This window comes from Clostridium paridis, from assembly GCF_016765615.1.
Taxonomy (GTDB): domain Bacteria; phylum Bacillota; class Clostridia; order Clostridiales; family Clostridiaceae; genus Clostridium_T; species Clostridium_T paridis.
In genome coordinates, this window is record NZ_JAESWA010000022.1 from 649,110 (window position 1) to 666,632 (window position 17,523).

22 protein-coding genes and 1 riboswitch are annotated in these 17,523 nt (G+C 30.5%); of the genes, 5 read left to right on the top strand and 17 right to left on the bottom strand.

Annotation, left to right across the window (positions count from 1 at the left end; translation table 11 throughout):
• Positions 1–82 precede the first annotated feature (82 nt).
• The 3 genes from def to JK634_RS11030 form a co-directional block, all read right to left on the bottom strand.
• Positions 83–565: a peptide deformylase gene (gene def, locus JK634_RS11020; protein ID WP_202767696.1), complete on the bottom strand. Its 483-nt coding sequence runs from the start codon at positions 563–565 to the stop codon at positions 83–85.
• A gap of 165 nt (positions 566–730) precedes the next feature.
• Positions 731–1,453: a hypothetical protein gene (locus tag JK634_RS11025; RefSeq protein ID WP_202767697.1), complete on the bottom strand. Its 723-nt coding sequence runs from the start codon at positions 1,451–1,453 to the stop codon at positions 731–733.
• 166 nt (positions 1,454–1,619) lie between these two features.
• Entirely contained in the window at positions 1,620–1,769 is a 150-nt protein-coding gene (locus JK634_RS11030; protein WP_202767698.1) for a hypothetical protein, read from the bottom strand.
• Between the two features lie 170 nt (positions 1,770–1,939).
• Between JK634_RS11030 and JK634_RS11035 the strand changes: the two genes are divergently transcribed.
• Together JK634_RS11035 and JK634_RS11040 are read left to right on the top strand one after the other, a co-directional pair.
• Positions 1,940–2,170, top strand: coding sequence for a helix-turn-helix transcriptional regulator (locus JK634_RS11035; protein ID WP_202767699.1), 231 nt, complete (start codon positions 1,940–1,942; stop codon positions 2,168–2,170).
• Positions 2,163–2,669: a hypothetical protein gene (locus JK634_RS11040; protein WP_202767700.1), complete on the top strand. Its 507-nt coding sequence runs from the start codon at positions 2,163–2,165 to the stop codon at positions 2,667–2,669. Before JK634_RS11035 ends, JK634_RS11040 begins: the two co-directional genes overlap by 8 nt.
• 88 nt (positions 2,670–2,757) lie before the next feature.
• Here JK634_RS11040 and JK634_RS11045 read toward each other — a convergent pair whose 3' ends face one another.
• From JK634_RS11045 to metF, 3 genes are all read right to left on the bottom strand, one after another.
• Positions 2,758–3,099 (bottom strand): hypothetical protein, encoded by a 342-nt coding sequence (locus tag JK634_RS11045; protein WP_202767701.1) that lies wholly within the window; start codon positions 3,097–3,099, stop codon positions 2,758–2,760.
• Between the two features lie 170 nt (positions 3,100–3,269).
• On the bottom strand, positions 3,270–3,725 hold the full coding sequence (locus tag JK634_RS11050) for an S-ribosylhomocysteine lyase (protein ID WP_202767702.1): 456 nt from the start codon (positions 3,723–3,725) through the stop codon (positions 3,270–3,272).
• A 13-nt stretch (positions 3,726–3,738) separates the two neighbouring features.
• A complete protein-coding gene (metF, locus tag JK634_RS11055) occupies positions 3,739–4,626 on the bottom strand; it encodes a methylenetetrahydrofolate reductase [NAD(P)H] (RefSeq protein WP_202767703.1) in 888 nt (295 codons plus the stop codon).
• A 77-nt stretch (positions 4,627–4,703) separates the two neighbouring features.
• Positions 4,704–4,813, bottom strand: a riboswitch (SAM riboswitch).
• A 101-nt stretch (positions 4,814–4,914) separates the two neighbouring features.
• Here metF and JK634_RS11060 point away from each other — a divergent pair.
• Complete coding sequence (locus JK634_RS11060; RefSeq protein WP_202767704.1) at positions 4,915–5,481, top strand: hypothetical protein; 567 nt, start codon at positions 4,915–4,917, stop codon at positions 5,479–5,481.
• Between the two features lie 64 nt (positions 5,482–5,545).
• Here the strand turns inward: JK634_RS11060 and JK634_RS11065 are convergent, their stop codons facing one another.
• Both JK634_RS11065 and JK634_RS11070 read right to left on the bottom strand, forming a co-directional pair.
• Positions 5,546–6,679, bottom strand: a complete 1,134-nt coding sequence (locus JK634_RS11065; RefSeq protein WP_202767705.1) for a MalY/PatB family protein — start codon at positions 6,677–6,679, stop codon at positions 5,546–5,548.
• 89 nt (positions 6,680–6,768) lie between these two features.
• The gene (locus tag JK634_RS11070; RefSeq protein ID WP_202767706.1) at positions 6,769–7,722 is read right to left on the bottom strand and encodes an MraY family glycosyltransferase; all 954 of its coding nucleotides are present in this window, start codon (positions 7,720–7,722) and stop codon (positions 6,769–6,771) included.
• Positions 7,723–8,029: 307 nt separating this feature from the next.
• On the opposite strand from JK634_RS11070, the gene JK634_RS11075 reads away from it, so the two are divergent.
• Together JK634_RS11075 and JK634_RS11080 are read left to right on the top strand one after the other, a co-directional pair.
• Complete coding sequence (locus tag JK634_RS11075) at positions 8,030–8,506, top strand: hypothetical protein (RefSeq protein ID WP_202767707.1); 477 nt, start codon at positions 8,030–8,032, stop codon at positions 8,504–8,506.
• A gap of 103 nt (positions 8,507–8,609) precedes the next feature.
• Positions 8,610–8,816 carry a hypothetical protein gene (locus JK634_RS11080; RefSeq protein WP_202767708.1) on the top strand — a complete coding sequence of 69 codons (207 nt, stop codon included), beginning with the start codon at positions 8,610–8,612 and terminating at the stop codon, positions 8,814–8,816.
• A 79-nt stretch (positions 8,817–8,895) separates the two neighbouring features.
• On the opposite strand, the gene JK634_RS11085 is transcribed toward JK634_RS11080, so the two are convergent.
• From JK634_RS11085 to JK634_RS11125, 9 genes are read right to left on the bottom strand one after another with little or no spacing between them, the layout of a single operon-like run.
• On the bottom strand, positions 8,896–9,537 hold the full coding sequence (locus JK634_RS11085; RefSeq protein WP_202767709.1) for a V-type ATP synthase subunit D: 642 nt from the start codon (positions 9,535–9,537) through the stop codon (positions 8,896–8,898).
• 3 nt (positions 9,538–9,540) lie between these two features.
• Positions 9,541–10,923, bottom strand: coding sequence for a V-type ATP synthase subunit B (locus JK634_RS11090; protein ID WP_202767710.1), 1,383 nt, complete (start codon positions 10,921–10,923; stop codon positions 9,541–9,543).
• Positions 10,916–12,691 (bottom strand): V-type ATP synthase subunit A, encoded by a 1,776-nt coding sequence (locus JK634_RS11095; RefSeq protein WP_202768112.1) that lies wholly within the window; start codon positions 12,689–12,691, stop codon positions 10,916–10,918. The genes JK634_RS11090 and JK634_RS11095 overlap by 8 nt, the downstream gene beginning before the upstream one ends.
• 18 nt (positions 12,692–12,709) lie before the next feature.
• On the bottom strand, positions 12,710–13,021 hold the full coding sequence (locus JK634_RS11100; RefSeq protein ID WP_202767711.1) for a V-type ATP synthase subunit F: 312 nt from the start codon (positions 13,019–13,021) through the stop codon (positions 12,710–12,712).
• Positions 13,014–14,015: a V-type ATP synthase subunit C gene (locus tag JK634_RS11105; RefSeq protein WP_202767712.1), complete on the bottom strand. Its 1,002-nt coding sequence runs from the start codon at positions 14,013–14,015 to the stop codon at positions 13,014–13,016. Before JK634_RS11105 ends, JK634_RS11100 begins: the two co-directional genes overlap by 8 nt.
• A gap of 11 nt (positions 14,016–14,026) precedes the next feature.
• Positions 14,027–14,626: a V-type ATP synthase subunit E gene (locus JK634_RS11110; RefSeq protein ID WP_202767713.1), complete on the bottom strand. Its 600-nt coding sequence runs from the start codon at positions 14,624–14,626 to the stop codon at positions 14,027–14,029.
• Positions 14,627–14,642: 16 nt separating this feature from the next.
• Complete coding sequence (locus JK634_RS11115) at positions 14,643–15,131, bottom strand: V-type ATP synthase subunit K (protein ID WP_202767714.1); 489 nt, start codon at positions 15,129–15,131, stop codon at positions 14,643–14,645.
• Positions 15,132–15,148: 17 nt separating this feature from the next.
• Positions 15,149–17,098 carry a V-type ATP synthase subunit I gene (locus JK634_RS11120; RefSeq protein ID WP_202767715.1) on the bottom strand — a complete coding sequence of 650 codons (1,950 nt, stop codon included), beginning with the start codon at positions 17,096–17,098 and terminating at the stop codon, positions 15,149–15,151.
• Positions 17,085–17,411 (bottom strand): ATPase, encoded by a 327-nt coding sequence (locus JK634_RS11125; protein ID WP_202767716.1) that lies wholly within the window; start codon positions 17,409–17,411, stop codon positions 17,085–17,087. Before JK634_RS11125 ends, JK634_RS11120 begins: the two co-directional genes overlap by 14 nt.
• Positions 17,412–17,523 lie beyond the last annotated feature (112 nt).

Below are 17,523 nucleotides of genomic sequence, written 5' to 3' on the forward strand. Positions count from 1 at the left end.
TTAGCCTTAGGCTAAGTTTATTTATAAATACATTTAATAATTTACTACCAAAATTATACAACCACTAATAATGGTTGTCAAACTATTCTTCTGAACCCTCTTCTTCTAATTCATAAACTTCTGTAGCTTTATCAACATACATGATTCCATCTAAATGGTCAATTTCATGACAGAAACATCTTGCTAAAAATCCTTCTGCCTCATATTCCATTAGATTTCCATCTTCGTCATAGGCTTGAACTACAACTCTAGTTGGTCTTTCAACTAATCCTTCATATCCAACATAACTTAAACATCCTTCAGAATCTACTTCTTTACCCTCTTGTTCAAGTATCTCTGGATTTATAAGTACTACTGGTTCAGATTCTCCATCTCTTAAATCTATATATACTACTCTCTTATTTACTGCAATTTGTGGTGCTGCTAATCCTACCCCATCTACAGTTGCTAGAGTATCCCTTAAGTCTTGAATTAATTCATCAATCTCTTCATTTATTTCTTTTACAGGTTCACAAACTTTTTTTAAATGTTCATCACCTAGTTGCACAATTTTTCTAACTGCCATAACAATTCTCCTTTCGGTTATTTACAATACTATTATTGCATATAATCATGATTTTTGCATTAATTTTATAAGAAAACTGTGTAGCATTTTGTGGATTTAACTTTTCTCAATAAGTAGTAAAGGCCTTCATAGATTCTCTATGAAGGCCTTTCTATATAATATTTATTATTTTCTTGTTTTATATATAACGATTAAGCCTATAACAATAAATATTGCTGCTTTAATAAATACAGATATAGTATTAAATATATAATTATACCCAAAGTCTGCAAAGTAGAATCCTGCATTTTGAAGTGCTTGAGATATTCCTAAGAATACAAGTACTACTCCAACTATCTTAAAAAATAGCTTAAATTCTTTTGATTCTCCTTCAAAGAATCCAAATCCTTTTCCTTCTCTAAGTGCGAGTAAATCTAAAACGGAAAACACTGATAGCAATAAAATCAATGTATTTACTAATTGCATGTTTAAAAGTCCATTTATAAATATACCTGCTAGAAATGTAATAAATAGCTTCATACCCTTATCAGTATATCCTTCATATATATGTCCGAAACCTGGGATAATTGAAAGTATTATTCCTAATAAATTTTTATTTCTTTGAGAGAAATTAGTTTCCTCTTCTAAATTAATAATTCCTCTATTTATATAGTCTGCTGACATAAATGCATCCACTGCTGAAAACACCCATACAATAAATGCAAAATGATCAAATAAATTGTTTATGCCTCCAAAAAAATTATAATTCCCAAATCCATGCTCTCTACCACCAATGGATAAAACCATAGTACTTAATAAAAATATTATTCCTCTATTATAAAGCCCTAAATAAAAATGACCTCCTCCCGGTAACAGGGAGTAAATAAATGCTTTGCCCTTACTTTTCATACTTATTACCTCCTTTACTTTATATATTTATAATAATTCTATTTTCTTAATAAAATTATATATATCACCTTAAGTTTTTCTTAATATAATATATGAATCAAAAATCATACAAAATTATAGCCTAGGTAAACTAACTATTACCTAGGCTATTACTTATGTTCAGATATTAAAAATGTGGATCTATTTCATCCCTTTGTATTCTTTTTAAATCTTTTAATCTTAAATGAGTCTCTTCCATTATTTTATCCCAACTCTCACCTGCTATAATTTTTTCTTTTGCTATTTTATATAATTCTTTTTCCTTCTCATTAAGCATACAATCACTCCTTCACTATTAATCATAAATAGTTTTCTCAATAATTATAATTTTATAATTTAAAATTTAATGTTGTTTATAACGCACAAAATGTATTATATATTTGACATTTTGAATTGTATATAATACAATCTATTTATACCAATATTTAACTGGAGGTAATATACGAAATGGCTAAGCCTAAAATATTCAAAACTAATTTGAAGGTTTTAAGAGCTGAAAAAAATATAACACAAGAAAAGCTTGCTGAAGATATCGATGTGTCCAGAGGAACAATATTAGAAATTGAACGAGGGACTTTTAATCCATCATTAAAATTAGCTTTTAAAATAGCTCAATATTTTGATAAAAGAGTTGATGATATCTTTGAATTATTACAGGAGGATGTGGAAGATGAATAAGTATTTTGTAATCATAGGACTTGCAATTATTTGTATTATTGTTAACTTCGCTGTGGAGTTATTTATTAAAGAAAAAGACGAGAGAGAAACCCAAGCTTTCCTTGATTCTCTTAAACTAACTTGTATATTTACAATTTTTATTTTTGGACTAATTATAACTAATAAATTAATTCACTCAGTCCAAACATTTGACGTAAAAGAGGTAGGCTGGATTCTTATTTCAAGTTCATTTATTCTTTTATTAAGTTATCAGATAAAAACTAAGACTGATTTGAGTTTTCCTAAATTAATTAAAATAAATAGAACAAATAAAAACAGCATTAGAGTATCTTTATATATATTTTCATTTTTATTATTGGCTTTTGTTTTCTTTGCGATTTATATAACTAGCAACTCTTATGCTCTATACTTAAAAAGTATATTGGGAGTCATGGCATATATTTCTGTTTCGATTGTACTATATATATTAGCCTTCTTAAAAAAGAATAAAATCTTTTAAACTAAGTTAAGTTTAAAATTAATATCAGTCATAAAGTAATTTTTTAGGGAACTCCTGATGTATTGGATGTTCCCTATTTTTTGATAACTTATTTTTTTGTTATAGCTTTACGGTATTCATTGTTAAAACTTACTACAATTGCTTCCTTTATATCTACACCCCTTGCAGAGAATATTTCTGTACCAACTGGACACTCATTTGCTTCTCCATCATTGTTAGGTGAAGGTGTCACTTGTTTCCTAACTGATCCAATTTTCTTATCTAAATTCTCACTTGGAATTATTTCTGCTGTTATATAATAATTAGTATTATTATAAATCAGCATAGAAGCAGGGTAGACATTTATGACGGTAGATACTTTATTTTTAGCACACCCAACCAAAGTAAATAAACTTATCAAGATAACTAACGATACTAGTAATTTTCTCATTCTATAACCTCATACCACTTAAGATAATTTTATAATAACTCTTTCTATTTCAATCAAATTATATTATGCATTTATTTAACAATACATAATCTCAAAGAAAATTGCAAATATTTTACATTAAGTATGAAAACAAAAGACTTAAGGCAAAATACCTTAAGTCTTTAAATTCCTTATTCACCAAAAACATTTAATGAAAAACCAGTTTCTAAAACTTTTTTAGCATATTCTTTAGCCCCAAAAAGTGATAGATCTCTATAGTTTCCACATTGAATTTCATTTCTTGCTGGAATCTCATCTGCAACTAATACTTTTTTAAGTGCTGCTTCTAAAGCTGGTTTAACCTCTGAAGGTTCTCTGTCTCCCCAAACTATTAGATAGAATCCAGTTCTGCATCCCATTGGAGATAAATCAATTATTCCATCTAATTCTTCTCTTAAAAGACCTGCTAAAAGATGTTCTAATCCATGAATAGAAGCAGTAGGCATATCTTCCTTATTAGGTTGTGTAAATCTTAAATCGAATTTAGTAACCTTGTCGCCTAAACTACCATCTAAAGTCTTAGCCTTTCTAATATAAGGTGCCTTTACTATTCTATGATCTAATTCAAAACTTTCTACTTTTTCCATTTTGTTTCCTCCTTTATATAACTGCCTTTTCATTTAAGGTATTAATTATAGTTCCTATATTCTCTGTTATTCTTCTTGCTACTAATGGATTATTCATGGTATATAAGTGTATACCCCTAACTCCTGATGATAATAGATCAACTATCTGTTCTACTGCATAAGCTATTCCCGCATCTCTTAAAGCTTCTGGGTTATGCTCATATTTGTCCATCATTCTTAAGAATTTAGCTGGTAACTGCGCACCACAAAGGCTACTAATTCTCTCGATTTGCTTTTTATTCACTACCGGCATTATTCCTGCCTCAATAGGAACATTAATTCCTTCTTTATCTGCTCTCTCAAGAAAATTATAAAAGATTTCATTGTTAAAAAACAACTGAGAAACTAAGTGTTCAGCACCATTATCTACCTTTTGCTTAAGTCTCTCTATATCAATCTCTAAATTTCTGCATTCTATATGTCCTTCCGGATAACATGCTGCACTAACCCCAAAATCTCCTTGATCTTTAATGTGTTTAACTAATTCATAAGCATATGAAAATTCCCCATTATTAGTTTCACCCATAGGAATATCTCCTCTAAGTGCAAGGATATTATTAATATTATTCTTCTTCAAGTCATTTAGAATATTATTGATATCTTCTTTTGTAGATCCAATGCACGTTAAGTGTGCAAGTGCCTCAATGCCATACTTATTCTTAATTAGTGAAGATAATTGAGTAGTTTTATTATCTACTGTACTTCCACCAGCTCCGTAAGTTACTGATATAAAGTCTGGCTTTAATTCCCCAAGATTTTCTAGTGTAGTGTATATTGTTTCAAGTGAAGATGTAGTTTTAGGTGGAAAGATCTCAAATGAATAAACTACCTTTCTACTTTCAAAAATATCCTTAATAAACATATAAATACCCCCTTAAAAAATAAAAACCTAAAGGATATTACCTTTAGGTTTATATAACACGATTTCCCCAAATAATATCCTTATCTTCCAGTTAAACACTGCAGGAATTAGCACCCACTAAGTCAAATGATAACTTATAGGTTGCTGGGTTTCATTGGGCCAGTCCCTCCACCACTCTAGATAAGTTTGAATAAATTATACACTATCATAGTAATATTGTAAATATTTTTTTATTACAATATTACTGATATAATATACTTATTACTTAACTACAGGAAGGGTTAATATATGAGCGAAAATAATAAACATAAAGGTACAGAAGGCACTAAAGGTTCAAAAAAGGTAAACATTAAACTACTATTAAACAGCTTTGCAATATTATCAATATTAATCATAGTTTATTTAGGCGGAGTTATGAGTGAAAGCGTTGCAACAGATACACCTATAGATTCTATTACAAAAACTACGTCTAAAAAATTTGATGATAAGTCTATAAAAGTTGATAAAATAATATCAACAAACGATAATATCATTGGTTTCTATGAGTCTCAAAATTCAACTGGTATTATTGAGTTTGATAGACATAAATTCCTTTATAATAGGTTTGTTCCTACTAAACAATATGAGTCAACAGCTAAAATTAATACTCAAATTATAGGAAAATACTTCATTGTATTTGGAGATTTTTCAAATATTAATGTTAGTAAAATCAAAATAACCTCAAATTCAAAAACAGAAGAGGCAGAAATATCAAATGGAAAAGATTTTGCAGTATTTAACCTTGCAAGTGAAAATTCAACTGCTACCTACGTGTTACTAGACAAAGATGGAAATACTATTTCTGAAATTAAATAGCAGAAACTTATATCTAATTATAAAGGGAATTCAGTATTTGCTGAGTTCCCTTATTTAACTTAATCTATTTTTTATTTTCTTTTAAAGCTTTCTCAATTCTATCCATTGCTCTAACTAAAGTATCTCTTGTACATCCAAAGTTAAGCCTTAAAAATCCTTCTTCACCAAAATCCTTTCCATCTGAAAGAATAACTTTAGCATTTTTATATAGAAACTTATATGGATCCTTAATTCCTGTTTCTCTAAAATCTATCCAAAGCAAATACGTTCCTTCCACAGGAGTTAATTTTAATTCTGGTAATCTACTTTTAAATTCTCTCTCTAAAAATTCTAAATTACCTTTTAGATATTCTAGTAATTCTTTTCTCCAAGGCTCTCCATTTTTATATGCCTCTTTACATACTACATAGTTTAAAACTCCTGGATGTGGCAACAATCCTTCTGAAGCTCTTAAAAACTTATTTCTTAATTCTGTGTTTGGTATAACCCCAAAGGCTATTGGTATTCCTGGAAGATTATATGTTTTTCCTGGGCTCATAAGAGTTATGCCTTTAGATACTTTATCTCCTAGTGACACTAACGGTATGTGCTTTCCCTCAAATATAAGCTGACAATGTATTTCATCAGAACATAGGATTAGCCCATGTCTTTCACAAAATTCTGCTAACTCCTCTAACTCCTCTTTAGAAAAAACTCTTCCTACTGGATTATGTGGATTGCATAATATAAATAGTTTAGTATCCTCTCTTATTGATTTCTCCATTGCTTCAAAATCAAAAGTATATTTATCCTGTTCTCTCTTCAACGGAACTTCTATTACTTGTCTATTAACATTTACAGGTGCTTTTCTTATGTTAGGATATACAGGTGTATTTATCATTACAGAGCCATCAATCATTTGACATACTACATTTATAGTTGGCACAATACTTGGTAGCCACACTATCCAAGATTCTTTTATCTCTGTGTTATATTCTTTTTTAAAATGTTCTACTATCGTTTCTACTAGCTCTTTATCAGGTTTGGTGTATCCAAATATACCATGATCAATTCTATTGTTTAAAGCCTTTATTATGGGTTCTGGAGATTTAAAATCCATATCTGCAACCCATAAAGGAATATAATCCTCTCCATACTGGTCCCATTTATAGCAAGATGTATCAAACCTTTTTATATCTTCATTAAAATTAATTCTCATAGAAATTCCTCCCTTTAGATACTATAATAGTCTTTTATATAAAATTAGAGTTGAGATTTTATATAAGTAAATCTCAACTCTAGCTATTTTTAAACTTTAACAAATAACAATACTATTGATATTATGCTTAAGCACATACTAATTGCACAAATATATAAAACTATTTGATTTGTAGTAAGTCCTTTTTCTTGAAGTCTAAAATGTATTTGGCTTCTATCTGCCTGATAAATAGGTTTGCCTTCCGCATATCTTTTAAATATTACAAATATGTTATCAAAGATTGGTACACCTAATGCTAATATCGGAATAATTAAGCTCATAACCGTAGCTTGTTTAAATGCTCCATCTAAAGCAATTATCCCTAGAATGAATCCTAAAAAATTAGCTCCTGAATCCCCCATAAATACTTTTGCTGGATGCCTATTATACTTTAAGAAACCTAAAATAGATCCAACTAATATAATACACATCATAGCTGATTCTGGTTGTCTCATTGCAAGTGCCACAACAAATAAAGTTGTTGAAGATATTGTAGACAAGCTGCCTGCAAGTCCATCCATACCATCAGACCAATTTATTACCGTAGTAACCCCAAATATCCATGTTATTGTAAGTATAAATTGAACCACCACATGCAATTCTACATATTGTCCATTAAAAGGATTGGTAAATCCACTAAAAGCTATTCCACTTCTATAAACTAAAATAGCAGCAAGTATTTGTACGATAAACCTAGGATATATAGGGAATTCTTTTCCTCTTGTTTTATAGAAATCGTCTATTAATCCAATTAATAGGATACATAGTGACGCTATAAAAACAGTAATCTTTTCCTTTGTAATAAAATCTCCTACAAACACAAAATACATAACGAAAAAGCCTATAAACATCCCAACTCCACCGCAAAGAGGTATTGGCTCCTTATGTTTTTTTCTTTCAGTTGGTTTATCTAAAAAATCATATTTTACAAATAACTTCATTAAAACAGGAATAATCAAATAAACTATAAATACAGCACATGCTAATGCTATTCCATATTTCATATATAATCTCCTTCTAGGGTGTTAACTAAATCTTAAGTATCAAAGTATACACAAATAACCCCTTTATTACATAACTAATGATAATTATATCTTTTATTCTATTTATTATCAATATTCATCATTTTATTCTATTGTTAAAAAATTAAAATAATATTTAAATATTCTAAGTTTTCACTAATAAATCTTATGTCACTCAAAATTATACAACTCTGTCATTAAAATAATACCACAGAACAAGTTAAAAAAGATAAAATATTAGTTACAAAATATCAACATAAACAAAGCCTAATATAAATGGGGGATTACTATGAAAAAAATATTAACCTTTATCTGTCTTTTTGTTATTACCTCTCAATTTCTTATTGGCTGCTCAACGAAAAAGAGCGTGCAATTTAAAGAGTTTTATTCTCAAGTAATTGGCTTTAGTGAAAATGATGAAAAATCAAAGCCAATACCACAAGATACTATTCTTATGTTGACTAATGATGATTTCCAAAAATTTAAGGATAAATACTTTACACAAAGAGAAATTCCAATGGATTCACCTAATAAAGAAAAAGCCGTTTTATATTTGCAAGTTCCTTCACCTACTTCCTCAGTGAATCAATATAGTGTTGAAAGTATAAACATAAACAACGAAACTTTAACTGTAAAACTAAAAAAATCAACAATTGCACAAGTAGATGGCAAAAGTGTATTTAATGGTACATGGAAATGGGTTATCTTTATAGAAGTTGATAAGACTAACTTAAATGATTCTATGGATGTTGTTGTGAAAAAATAAGGTTATAAACGTAGCATTTTCTCAATGAATACTCTTTAATGTGTTCACTTAAAAACTAATATTTTATTTACTAACTGAACATACTAGGTGTGGAGGTGTTTTTATGAAAAAGAGTAATTCAACTAAAAAGGATAAAACACTTGCTTCCCCTGCAACAACTGATTCTCTTGGAACATCTACTTCTGCTAATCTAAATGTTGGATTAGCTGGACCAGATGGTGATGATAGTACTTCACTTTTCCCCAGTTTTCATGAGGATAAAAACTGGTCTTCAAAAACTACATCAATTGATACTGATGATGATGATTAAAATTTAGTTATTATCCACACCTTCATATATTTTAGTTAATAAAAAAGTAGCAGAATAAATTATTCTACTACTTTTTTATTTATGCTTTTTGCTCTAACATAGCTTTTACTTTCATAAGTCTTGTTAAAGCACTTCTTTCATTTTCATCAAGTTTCATTCTTATATATTTTATTGTCTCTTCTAGTTCTGGTATTGTCATGAACTCAAGAGCATTAACTCTTCTTCTTGTTTTCTCAATTTCATCTGCCATAAGCTGACAGCTCTTTTCTACTTCAGCTAGTTCAAGAAGCTTTGGTAAAATGTCATACAGTCCTTTTATGGAGTCATCTAGTTCAGAAGATGTACTTGCAAAACCATAAGGATATATACTTCCTGAATCACCTTCTAATTCTCGTTTAAAATTCATAACAGGAACATTTACACTCATGATATTTTTGCTTCCTACTTCCACGGATATACTCTCTTTTGGATAAGCAACAGCTTCTTCCAAGAATTCTGAACTCATAAGCGCTCTTGCCATAACAAAATCCTTTAAAGCACCATGTAATTCTTTTTCTACTTCTTTTCTTAGATTATTATTATGCTTTATCATGCTTATAAACTGCCTCATTAGCTCATCTTGTTTATCTTTTAAAAGCTTGTGTCCTCGAATTGCAGTAACGAGTCTCTTCTTTAGCTTAGTTAGTTCCATTCTGGTAGGATTGACATTTAATCTTGCCATAGACTACGCTTCCTCTCCCACGCTCATATACTTTTCAAGGTATTCATCTCTTATTCTCTTAAGCTCAGTTTTTGGTAATATCTTAAGAAGCTTCCACCCAAGGTCTAAAGTTTCCTCTATATTTCTATTTCCAGTGAAGCTTTGAGATACATATTCTTTTTCAAAAGCCTCTGCAAATTTTGCATACTTCTTATCAGTCTCTGTTAAAGCTGATTCACCTAAAATAGATGCTAGTTCCTTAGCTTGCTTACCTTGAGCATATGCTGAGAATAATTGATTCATAGTATCTGCATGGTCTTCTCTTGTCTTTCCTTTTCCAATCCCCTTATCTTTAAGTCTTGACAAAGATGGTAATACATCGATTGGTGGCATTATTCCCTTCTTATATAACTCTTTTGAAAGAATTATCTGTCCCTCTGTTATATAACCTGTTAAATCAGGAATTGGATGTGTTTTATCATCTTCTGGCATTGTAAGAATAGGGATTTGAGTTATGGAACCTTCTTTGCCTTTTATTCTTCCTGCTCTTTCATATATAGTTGAAAGGTCAGTATATAAATATCCTGGATATCCTCTTCTTCCTGGAACTTCTTTTCTAGCTGCTGAAACTTCTCTTAATGCTTCACAATAATTAGTTATATCTGTCAATATAACTAATACGTGCATACCTTTTTCATAAGCTAAGAATTCAGCAGTTGTAAGTGCCATTCTTGGAGTAGCTATTCTTTCTATAGCTGGATCTGATGCTAAGTTCATAAATAAAACTGACCTATCTATTGCTCCAGTTTTAGTAAATTCCTCAACAAAGAATTGCGCCTCTTCAAAGGTTATTCCTACAGCTCCAAAAACAACTGCAAACTTTGAATCTGAATTTAGAACTTTCGCTTGTCTTGCTATTTGAGCAGCTAATTCTGAATGTGGAAGCCCTGAACCAGAGAATATTGGAAGCTTTTGTCCTCTTACTAATGTATTTAATCCATCTATGGCTGAAACTCCTGTTTGAATGAATTCTGAAGGATAATCTCTAGCTACAGGATTTATTATTTCTCCATTAATATCAAGTCTCTTTTCTGGAAGTATCTTTGGTCCATCATCTTTAGGTCTTCCCATTCCATCAAATACTCTTCCAAGCATATCTTCTGAAACTCCTAATTCAAGAGGCTTACCTAAAAACTTTGCCTTCGTACCTTTTAAGTTAATTCCAGCAGAACCTTCAAAAAGTTGTACCATGGCCTTACTTCCATTAACTTCAAGAACTTTTCCTCTTCTTTTTTCCCCTGTTTGAAGTTCTATCTCAACTAATTCATCATATTTTACCCCACTAACTCCTTCTACTACCATAAGTGGGCCTACTACTTCTGTTACTGTTCTATATTCCTTAAGCATTAAACACACCTCCTTCAGCAATAAGTGCATCAACTGCCTCTTTTAATTCATCTAGAGTTTTATCTATCTTGCTTAATTCTTTTTCACTAACATATTTACTTCTTGCAATTTTATCTCTTATTTCTAATTCTAAAACTTTCTCTAGATATATTCCAGCATCTAATGCTCTCTCTGCTTCTTTATGGAAAGCTAAAACTAATTTTAACATTCTATACTGCTTTTCTAACGATGCATAGGTATCTATTTCATGGAAAGCATTTTGTTGAAGATAATCTTCTCTTAAAGATTTAGCTACTTCTAGCTTTAACCTATCTCTTTCAGAAAGAGAATCTATACCTACAAGTCTAACTATTTCTTCAAGGTTTGCTTCTTCTTGAAGTAATGCCATTGCTTCTGTTCTAAGTTCTGACCAATCTGAAGCTACATTTTCATTCATCCAGATTCCCATTCTATCTAAATACAGTGAATAAGAATTTAGCCAATTAATTGCTGGGAAATGTCTCTTATATGCTAATTGTGCATCTAATCCCCAGAAAACCTTAACTATTCTTAAAGTTGATTGAGTTACAGGTTCAGAAATATCTCCTCCTGGAGGTGAAACAGCTCCAATAGCTGTTATAGCTCCTTGTCTTCCTTCTTTTCCTAAGCAAACAACTTTTCCTGCTCTTTCATAATAGTCTGCTAGTCTTGAGCCTAGATATGCTGGATATCCTTCATCCCCTGGCATTTCCTCAAGTCTTCCTGACATCTCTCTTAATGCCTCTGCCCATCTTGAAGTTGAATCTGCCATTATTGATACCGAATACCCCATATCTCTAAAGTATTCAGCTATGGTTATTCCAGTGTATATAGATGCTTCTCTTGCAGCAACAGGCATATTAGACGTATTTGCAATTAAAACTGTTCTCTTCATTAAGCTTTCGCCAGTTCTAGGATCTTTTAATTCTGGGAACTCATTTAAAACATCTGTCATTTCATTACCACGTTCCCCGCATCCAACATAGACAACTATCTCAGTATCTCCCCATTTTGCAATCTGGTGTTGTACAACAGTCTTTCCAGCTCCGAATGGTCCTGGAACTGCAGCTGCTCCGCCTTTTGCTACTGGAAAGAAGGTGTCTACAACTCTCTGCCCTGTAGTCATTGGTTCTATTGGATTAAGCTTATTCTTAAAAGGTCTTCCTTTTCTAACAGGCCACTTCTGAAGCATAGTAAGTTCTTTATCCCCTTGTTCTGTTTCTAAAATAGCTATTTTTTCTGTTATAGTAAACTCACCTTTAAGTATTTCTTTTACTTTTCCACTTACCCCATAAGGAACCATTATTTTATGTAGAACTACAGGAGACTCCTTAACAGTTCCTAGTATATCTCCAGCCTCTACTATATCTCCAACCATGGCTACCGGAGTGAACCCCCACTTTTTTTCTCTATTTAGACTTGGAACAGAAATTCCTTTTTTAAGGTACGATGAATTTGCTGCTTCCATAAATGCATCTAAAGGTCTTTGAATTCCATCAAACATGGATTCTATTAATCCTGGTGCAAGTTCTACAGATAAAGGTTCGCCAGTTGTTACAACTGGATCTCCAGGCCCTATTCCTGAGGTTTCCTCATAAACTTGAATAGACGCCCTGTCTCCTCTCATCTCTATGATTTCACCAATTAAACCTTTTTGTCCAACCCTACATACGTCATATATATTAGCTTCGTCCATTCCTTCTGCTACAACCAAAGGACCTGAAACTTTAATTATATTTCCGATTTTCACCATTCAAAACCTACCTTCCTATAAAATATTAACGCCAACTGCTTTTTCTACATTATCACTTATTCTCTGAAGTCCTATATTTAAGGTTCCTTGGTTACTTGGAATTAATATTATTGAAGGAATCGTCATCTTATTATATCTTTCAATAGTTTCTTGAATATCCTTTGCAATCTGTTCTGTTATAAAAATAATCGCATAGTCACTCATCGCTAATCTATCTACTGTTTTCCTAGATTCTTCCTTTTCCGTTACTGGAAAAACATCTATTCCTAATGCTTTAAAGGCTAAAACTGAATCCTTATCACCTATAACTCCAACCTTTTTATACATAAGCTTCACGCAGCCTTTCTTTAATTAAATCTTCAGAGATGTTATTTAGTTTACCAACCATAATAATTCTAAGTAATTTTATTTCCGTTTCTTTAGCATAAATGTAAGCTATAATTGGCTCTAATCCAAAACTTACATATTTAGCTTTTTTCATTAATTCCATAATATAATCTTCACTTAACTTTTCGAAAACAGTTGAAGTTCCTTCTTTAACATAGGACTCTATTCCTATCTTTAAAATATCTTTATAATTCGTGTAGGAAAGCTTTGTACTTATATTTTCTGGTGCATCAGTTAATAAAGAAAATAATTTATCCTTATCTATACTTCCACCTAAAATCATTACATTTCCAAAGAAATCTCTTCCCTTATTTTGTTTTCTTACTCTTAACAATGTTTTTAGATTTGTAAGGTCTATTAAGGAAGTGATATAACTATGAAGAAACTTATCTCCAATTTCTTTATCTAATTCTTTTAATTCCTCATATAATCCCTTATCAAATATAATGTCTATATTTTGGGGATCTTTTTTCTCCTCAAAATCTTTAATGACACTCTCTAATGTTTTTCTCATTACTTTGTTAAAATCTCTATAGTATTCTGTTTCTATAAAATTTTTTAACTTTGATAATTCTATCCTTCCCACAGGTATTAGAAGGTTTGAGAAATCTTTATTTAAATATTTACCTTTAATTAAAACTTTTAGATTATGATAATCATATTTAATGCTCATTACATCAACAATTGATCTAACTGGGCTAATTTCATATATTGATTTATAAACCCTATTAAGTTCTATACTAAGTATTTCTTCATAATCTTCAAACTTTTTTATATTTGCTACAATATTTGAATACTCAGTTTCTCCTAGAAGTTTAAAAACTTCATCTATTGAGGAGGCTTCACTCATTCTTTCAAGCTTTGTTCTATCAAGGAGCCTTGTTTCTAATACCCTAAGTCTAGGTATAGCTTGGGTAAATATCATTGGATCCATTCCTTACCTCCTTAATTAAATAACAAGTTAGCCACTTCATATTCTAACTCATCTTTTTTTGAGGAAATTAAAGCTTCAAAAGTATTATTTATTTCAACTCCATTTTTCTCTAGTATATATCCACCTTTGAAATTTCCTACCTCTGAGCTAATTGTTAGTCCATCTTTTTTCCCTCTTGCTTTTAACATATTATTTATTTCATTTATAAAATCTTGTTCTATAACTTTCTTATTTGGTTCATTTAAAATAACTACTTCATCCCCAGTAATATCAAGATTAAGAATTGATTCTTTAAAATAATTTTTAAAAGCATCAGAATTCATATTACATAGCTCCTCTAAGGCTTTTTCAAAAACTTCATCCATAACTTTTTGTTTTACAGCTAGTTTTTCATTCCTTACCTTTAAAAGTGCATTTGATATAATTCTCTCTTTTCTCGATTTACTTTCTTCTTTTGCCTTATCCAAAATGACTTTTTTGATTTCTTCTGCTTCTTGTAATTTTTTTGATAGTATCTTTTCACCTTCTAAATTAGCAGAAGCTATTATTTCTTTTTGTTTTTCTCTTGCTTCTTCTAAAATTTTTCCAGTTAAATTTTCTATGTTAGCCATCTATGCTCACTCCAAACTATTTTATAAATAGTACCATAAATAATGAAGCTACAAAGCCTAAAACTGCATAGGTTTCAACCATAACAGCATATATTACACCCTTCATTACATCATTAGGTCTTTTTGCAAGTATTTGAATTCCCGCAGCTGCAACTTTTCCTTGAGAAATTGCAGATCTCCATCCAGCTAAAGCTACTGGTAGACATGCCATAAGATACTTTAATCCTAACTCAAATCCTGGAGCATCTCCTCCGAATATACCGATTTTTGTAAATAATAATAAAGCAATAACAAAGCCATATAACCCTTGTGTACCAGGTAGTGCTACTAATATAAAAGTTTTACCAAACTTATCTGGTTCTTCTGTCATTAATCCTGCGGCTGCTTCACCTGCAATACCTATACCTTTTGCAGAACCTATTCCTGCTAGCCCTACTGCTAATGCTGCCCCTAATAATGCGAATATTAATCCACCTTTGTCTATAAAAAATTCAATCCATGTCATAATAAAGTATCCTCCTACTATTTTGTTATTTTAATAAACTTATCACTTAACTTAAATGGGGTGAACTTCTTTCCTCCCCCTTCATAGAACTTACTAAAGAACTCTAAATACTGTAGTCTAGCTGCATGTACATAAGATCCTAATGCATTTATTGTTAAATTAAATAAATGCAGTCCTACAAATAGAAATGGTGCTAGAATAAACTTAAAGGGTGATGGAATTAAACTAATAATTAAATTTAAAGCGTTTGCGATAAATCCAGTTGCTAGTCCAAGCGCAAGTAGTCTTGAATATGAAACTACATCACCTAAGTAACCTGTGATTCCGTAAACCCCATATACGCCTCCACCTATTTTCCCTCCAATAGTAGTTGCTGACCTTCCTTGAGTAAATAGTAATGCTATTAATCCTCCAAAAAGAAGAATTTTCCCTAAGACACCGCCTATACCAAGTAGCATCAGTATTGCACCTATTAATGCTGCATACCAAGTTAATACATCATAAACAGCATCTTTTATAGCTCCAGATCTTATTAGTATATAAGCCTTTGTACCTAAACCTATGAAAATATGAATTATTCCAAATACTAATGAAATAATAAATATTTCTAATATATTATTGGCTGGGTCTAATAAGAATGGAATATTTACACCAAAGTACTTAGGTAATAGATCCCCAAACCATGAACCATATATTGCTCCCCAAAATACAGTTGAAATTCCAGCAAATAAAAATAACTTAAAGGTTTTTCTTCTTTCCTTATCTTTTACTCTCCATAAGGCAAAGGAGGTTGCTATAACCATTATTAATCCATAGCCAGCATCTGAAAGCATCATTCCATAAAATAAGAAATAGAAAATTGAAAGTATTGGAGTCGGATCAATCTCTGAATATTGAGGCATACTATACATTTCAATTACACTTTCGAAATTTGAAGCAAAGGAGCCATTTTTAAGTTTTATTGGAACTTTTGGAGATTCTTCTTCTCTTACTTCACTAAAACTAATATAATAATTTTCTCCCAAGGTATCTTCTATTAGTGAAACTAACTCTTCATTGGACTCTTCTGTATTCCAGCCATAGATTGCTACTGTTCTCCTGGTTTTAAGAAAATTATTATTTGCCTCTGCTCTAAGATGTAATGTATTAAAATATTCATATGCAATTTGTAATTCTGAAATCTTATCTACGTAATCATATAAAGATTCCTTTATATGATCTTCTTCATTAATTAACCTTAGATAAGATGAATTTAATTCTCTTATCTCTTCCGTAGGATTTTCACTATAACTCACTTGAAAATTAGAAAAACCACTATTTTTTAACAACTCATTAAGTGGCGAATTTTCTAGCTTTTTTTCTAATGCAAAAAAGTAAACATCAGTATTATCTCTATTTAAAATTTCATAATAAATAGGATTTTCAAGAGCATTTATTGAATTAATCAATTCCTCCTCGTACTGCTTAGGAAAAGTTCCTAAATAACTTGAAGTATATTTTAACTCATTAAGATATTTAAATGGTGCATCAAAATTACCCCACTTCTTTAAAAGTGAAATTTCAGTTTCAATCTTAGAAGTAACACTAGAAATTTCATTTAATCTTCCCTCTTTATCTTTTAACTCTTTATAATATCTTTTCCAAGAATTATCTTTCATCTGCTCAACTAAGTCATCATAAGATATTTCTCTTTTATCACTTAGAAAGGAGTTTAAAGCTGATTCTTTTTTTGAGTAAGGCGTTATAAAATCAATAGCAAATTTAATTTTTGACAAATTTTCTCCATACTCTGTATAACTTGAATCTGTAGTAACTTCGGATAATTCTTTTAAGGTTTCATCTTTCTCTTCTTCATTTTGAAGATTAATAAATTGAACACCTTCAAAGGTTTGAAGTCTTTCTAGTAGCTTTGATTTTTCAGACTCTAAGGCTAGCAAAGTAAATTTATTCATTTTAACTATTGCCATGAATATTCACTATCCTCTCCATAATTTCTTTTACAGCTTTAACCTTCTTATCTTCAGAGGTATTTAAAATTTCTAACTTTTCACTCTCGCCTTTTTCTAAAACAGGCTCTATATCTTTTTCCCCTTGTTTTTCAGCATTTTTAATTAAATTATCCCCTTGGTTTTTAGCCTTACATATAATTTCATCACATTTTTTTAAAGCTTCTTGGTTAGCTTTAGTTATGATGTTTTTTTCTTCTATCTTAGCTGCTTTGATTATTTCTTCAGCTTCTTCTTCCGCTTTTCTTATTTCTTGTAATGCGTCTAGTGCCAAATTATCACCACCTTATAATAATTTGCATGATAAGGAACAACCTTTTACATGGTATTAATTACTTCTTTAATTATGGCTTAATATGAACTTTTTGTCAATTACATATAGACAA

Coding starts and splice junctions, on each gene's coding strand:
- def (WP_202767696.1), bottom strand. CDS start 565: ATGGCAGTTAGAAAAATTGTGCAACTAGGTGATGAACATTTAAAAAAA.
- JK634_RS11100 (WP_202767711.1), bottom strand. CDS start 13,021: ATGTATAAAAAGGTTGGAGTTATAGGTGATAAGGATTCAGTTTTAGCC.
- JK634_RS11115 (WP_202767714.1), bottom strand. CDS start 15,131: ATGACATGGATTGAATTTTTTATAGACAAAGGTGGATTAATATTCGCA.
- JK634_RS11050 (WP_202767702.1), bottom strand. CDS start 3,725: ATGGAAAAAGTAGAAAGTTTTGAATTAGATCATAGAATAGTAAAGGCA.
- JK634_RS11110 (WP_202767713.1), bottom strand. CDS start 14,626: ATGGCTAACATAGAAAATTTAACTGGAAAAATTTTAGAAGAAGCAAGA.
- JK634_RS11080 (WP_202767708.1), top strand. CDS start 8,610: ATGAAAAAGAGTAATTCAACTAAAAAGGATAAAACACTTGCTTCCCCT.
- JK634_RS11070 (WP_202767706.1), bottom strand. CDS start 7,722: ATGAAATATGGAATAGCATTAGCATGTGCTGTATTTATAGTTTATTTG.
- JK634_RS11090 (WP_202767710.1), bottom strand. CDS start 10,923: ATGCTTAAGGAATATAGAACAGTAACAGAAGTAGTAGGCCCACTTATG.
- metF (WP_202767703.1), bottom strand. CDS start 4,626: ATGTTTATTAAGGATATTTTTGAAAGTAGAAAGGTAGTTTATTCATTT.
- JK634_RS11105 (WP_202767712.1), bottom strand. CDS start 14,015: ATGGATCCAATGATATTTACCCAAGCTATACCTAGACTTAGGGTATTA.
- JK634_RS11035 (WP_202767699.1), top strand. CDS start 1,940: ATGGCTAAGCCTAAAATATTCAAAACTAATTTGAAGGTTTTAAGAGCT.
- JK634_RS11065 (WP_202767705.1), bottom strand. CDS start 6,679: ATGAGAATTAATTTTAATGAAGATATAAAAAGGTTTGATACATCTTGC.
- JK634_RS11085 (WP_202767709.1), bottom strand. CDS start 9,537: ATGGCAAGATTAAATGTCAATCCTACCAGAATGGAACTAACTAAGCTA.
- JK634_RS11030 (WP_202767698.1), bottom strand. CDS start 1,769: ATGCTTAATGAGAAGGAAAAAGAATTATATAAAATAGCAAAAGAAAAA.
- JK634_RS11075 (WP_202767707.1), top strand. CDS start 8,030: ATGAAAAAAATATTAACCTTTATCTGTCTTTTTGTTATTACCTCTCAA.
- JK634_RS11045 (WP_202767701.1), bottom strand. CDS start 3,099: ATGAGAAAATTACTAGTATCGTTAGTTATCTTGATAAGTTTATTTACT.
- JK634_RS11120 (WP_202767715.1), bottom strand. CDS start 17,098: ATGGCAATAGTTAAAATGAATAAATTTACTTTGCTAGCCTTAGAGTCT.
- JK634_RS11025 (WP_202767697.1), bottom strand. CDS start 1,453: ATGAAAAGTAAGGGCAAAGCATTTATTTACTCCCTGTTACCGGGAGGA.
- JK634_RS11060 (WP_202767704.1), top strand. CDS start 4,915: ATGAGCGAAAATAATAAACATAAAGGTACAGAAGGCACTAAAGGTTCA.
- JK634_RS11040 (WP_202767700.1), top strand. CDS start 2,163: ATGAATAAGTATTTTGTAATCATAGGACTTGCAATTATTTGTATTATT.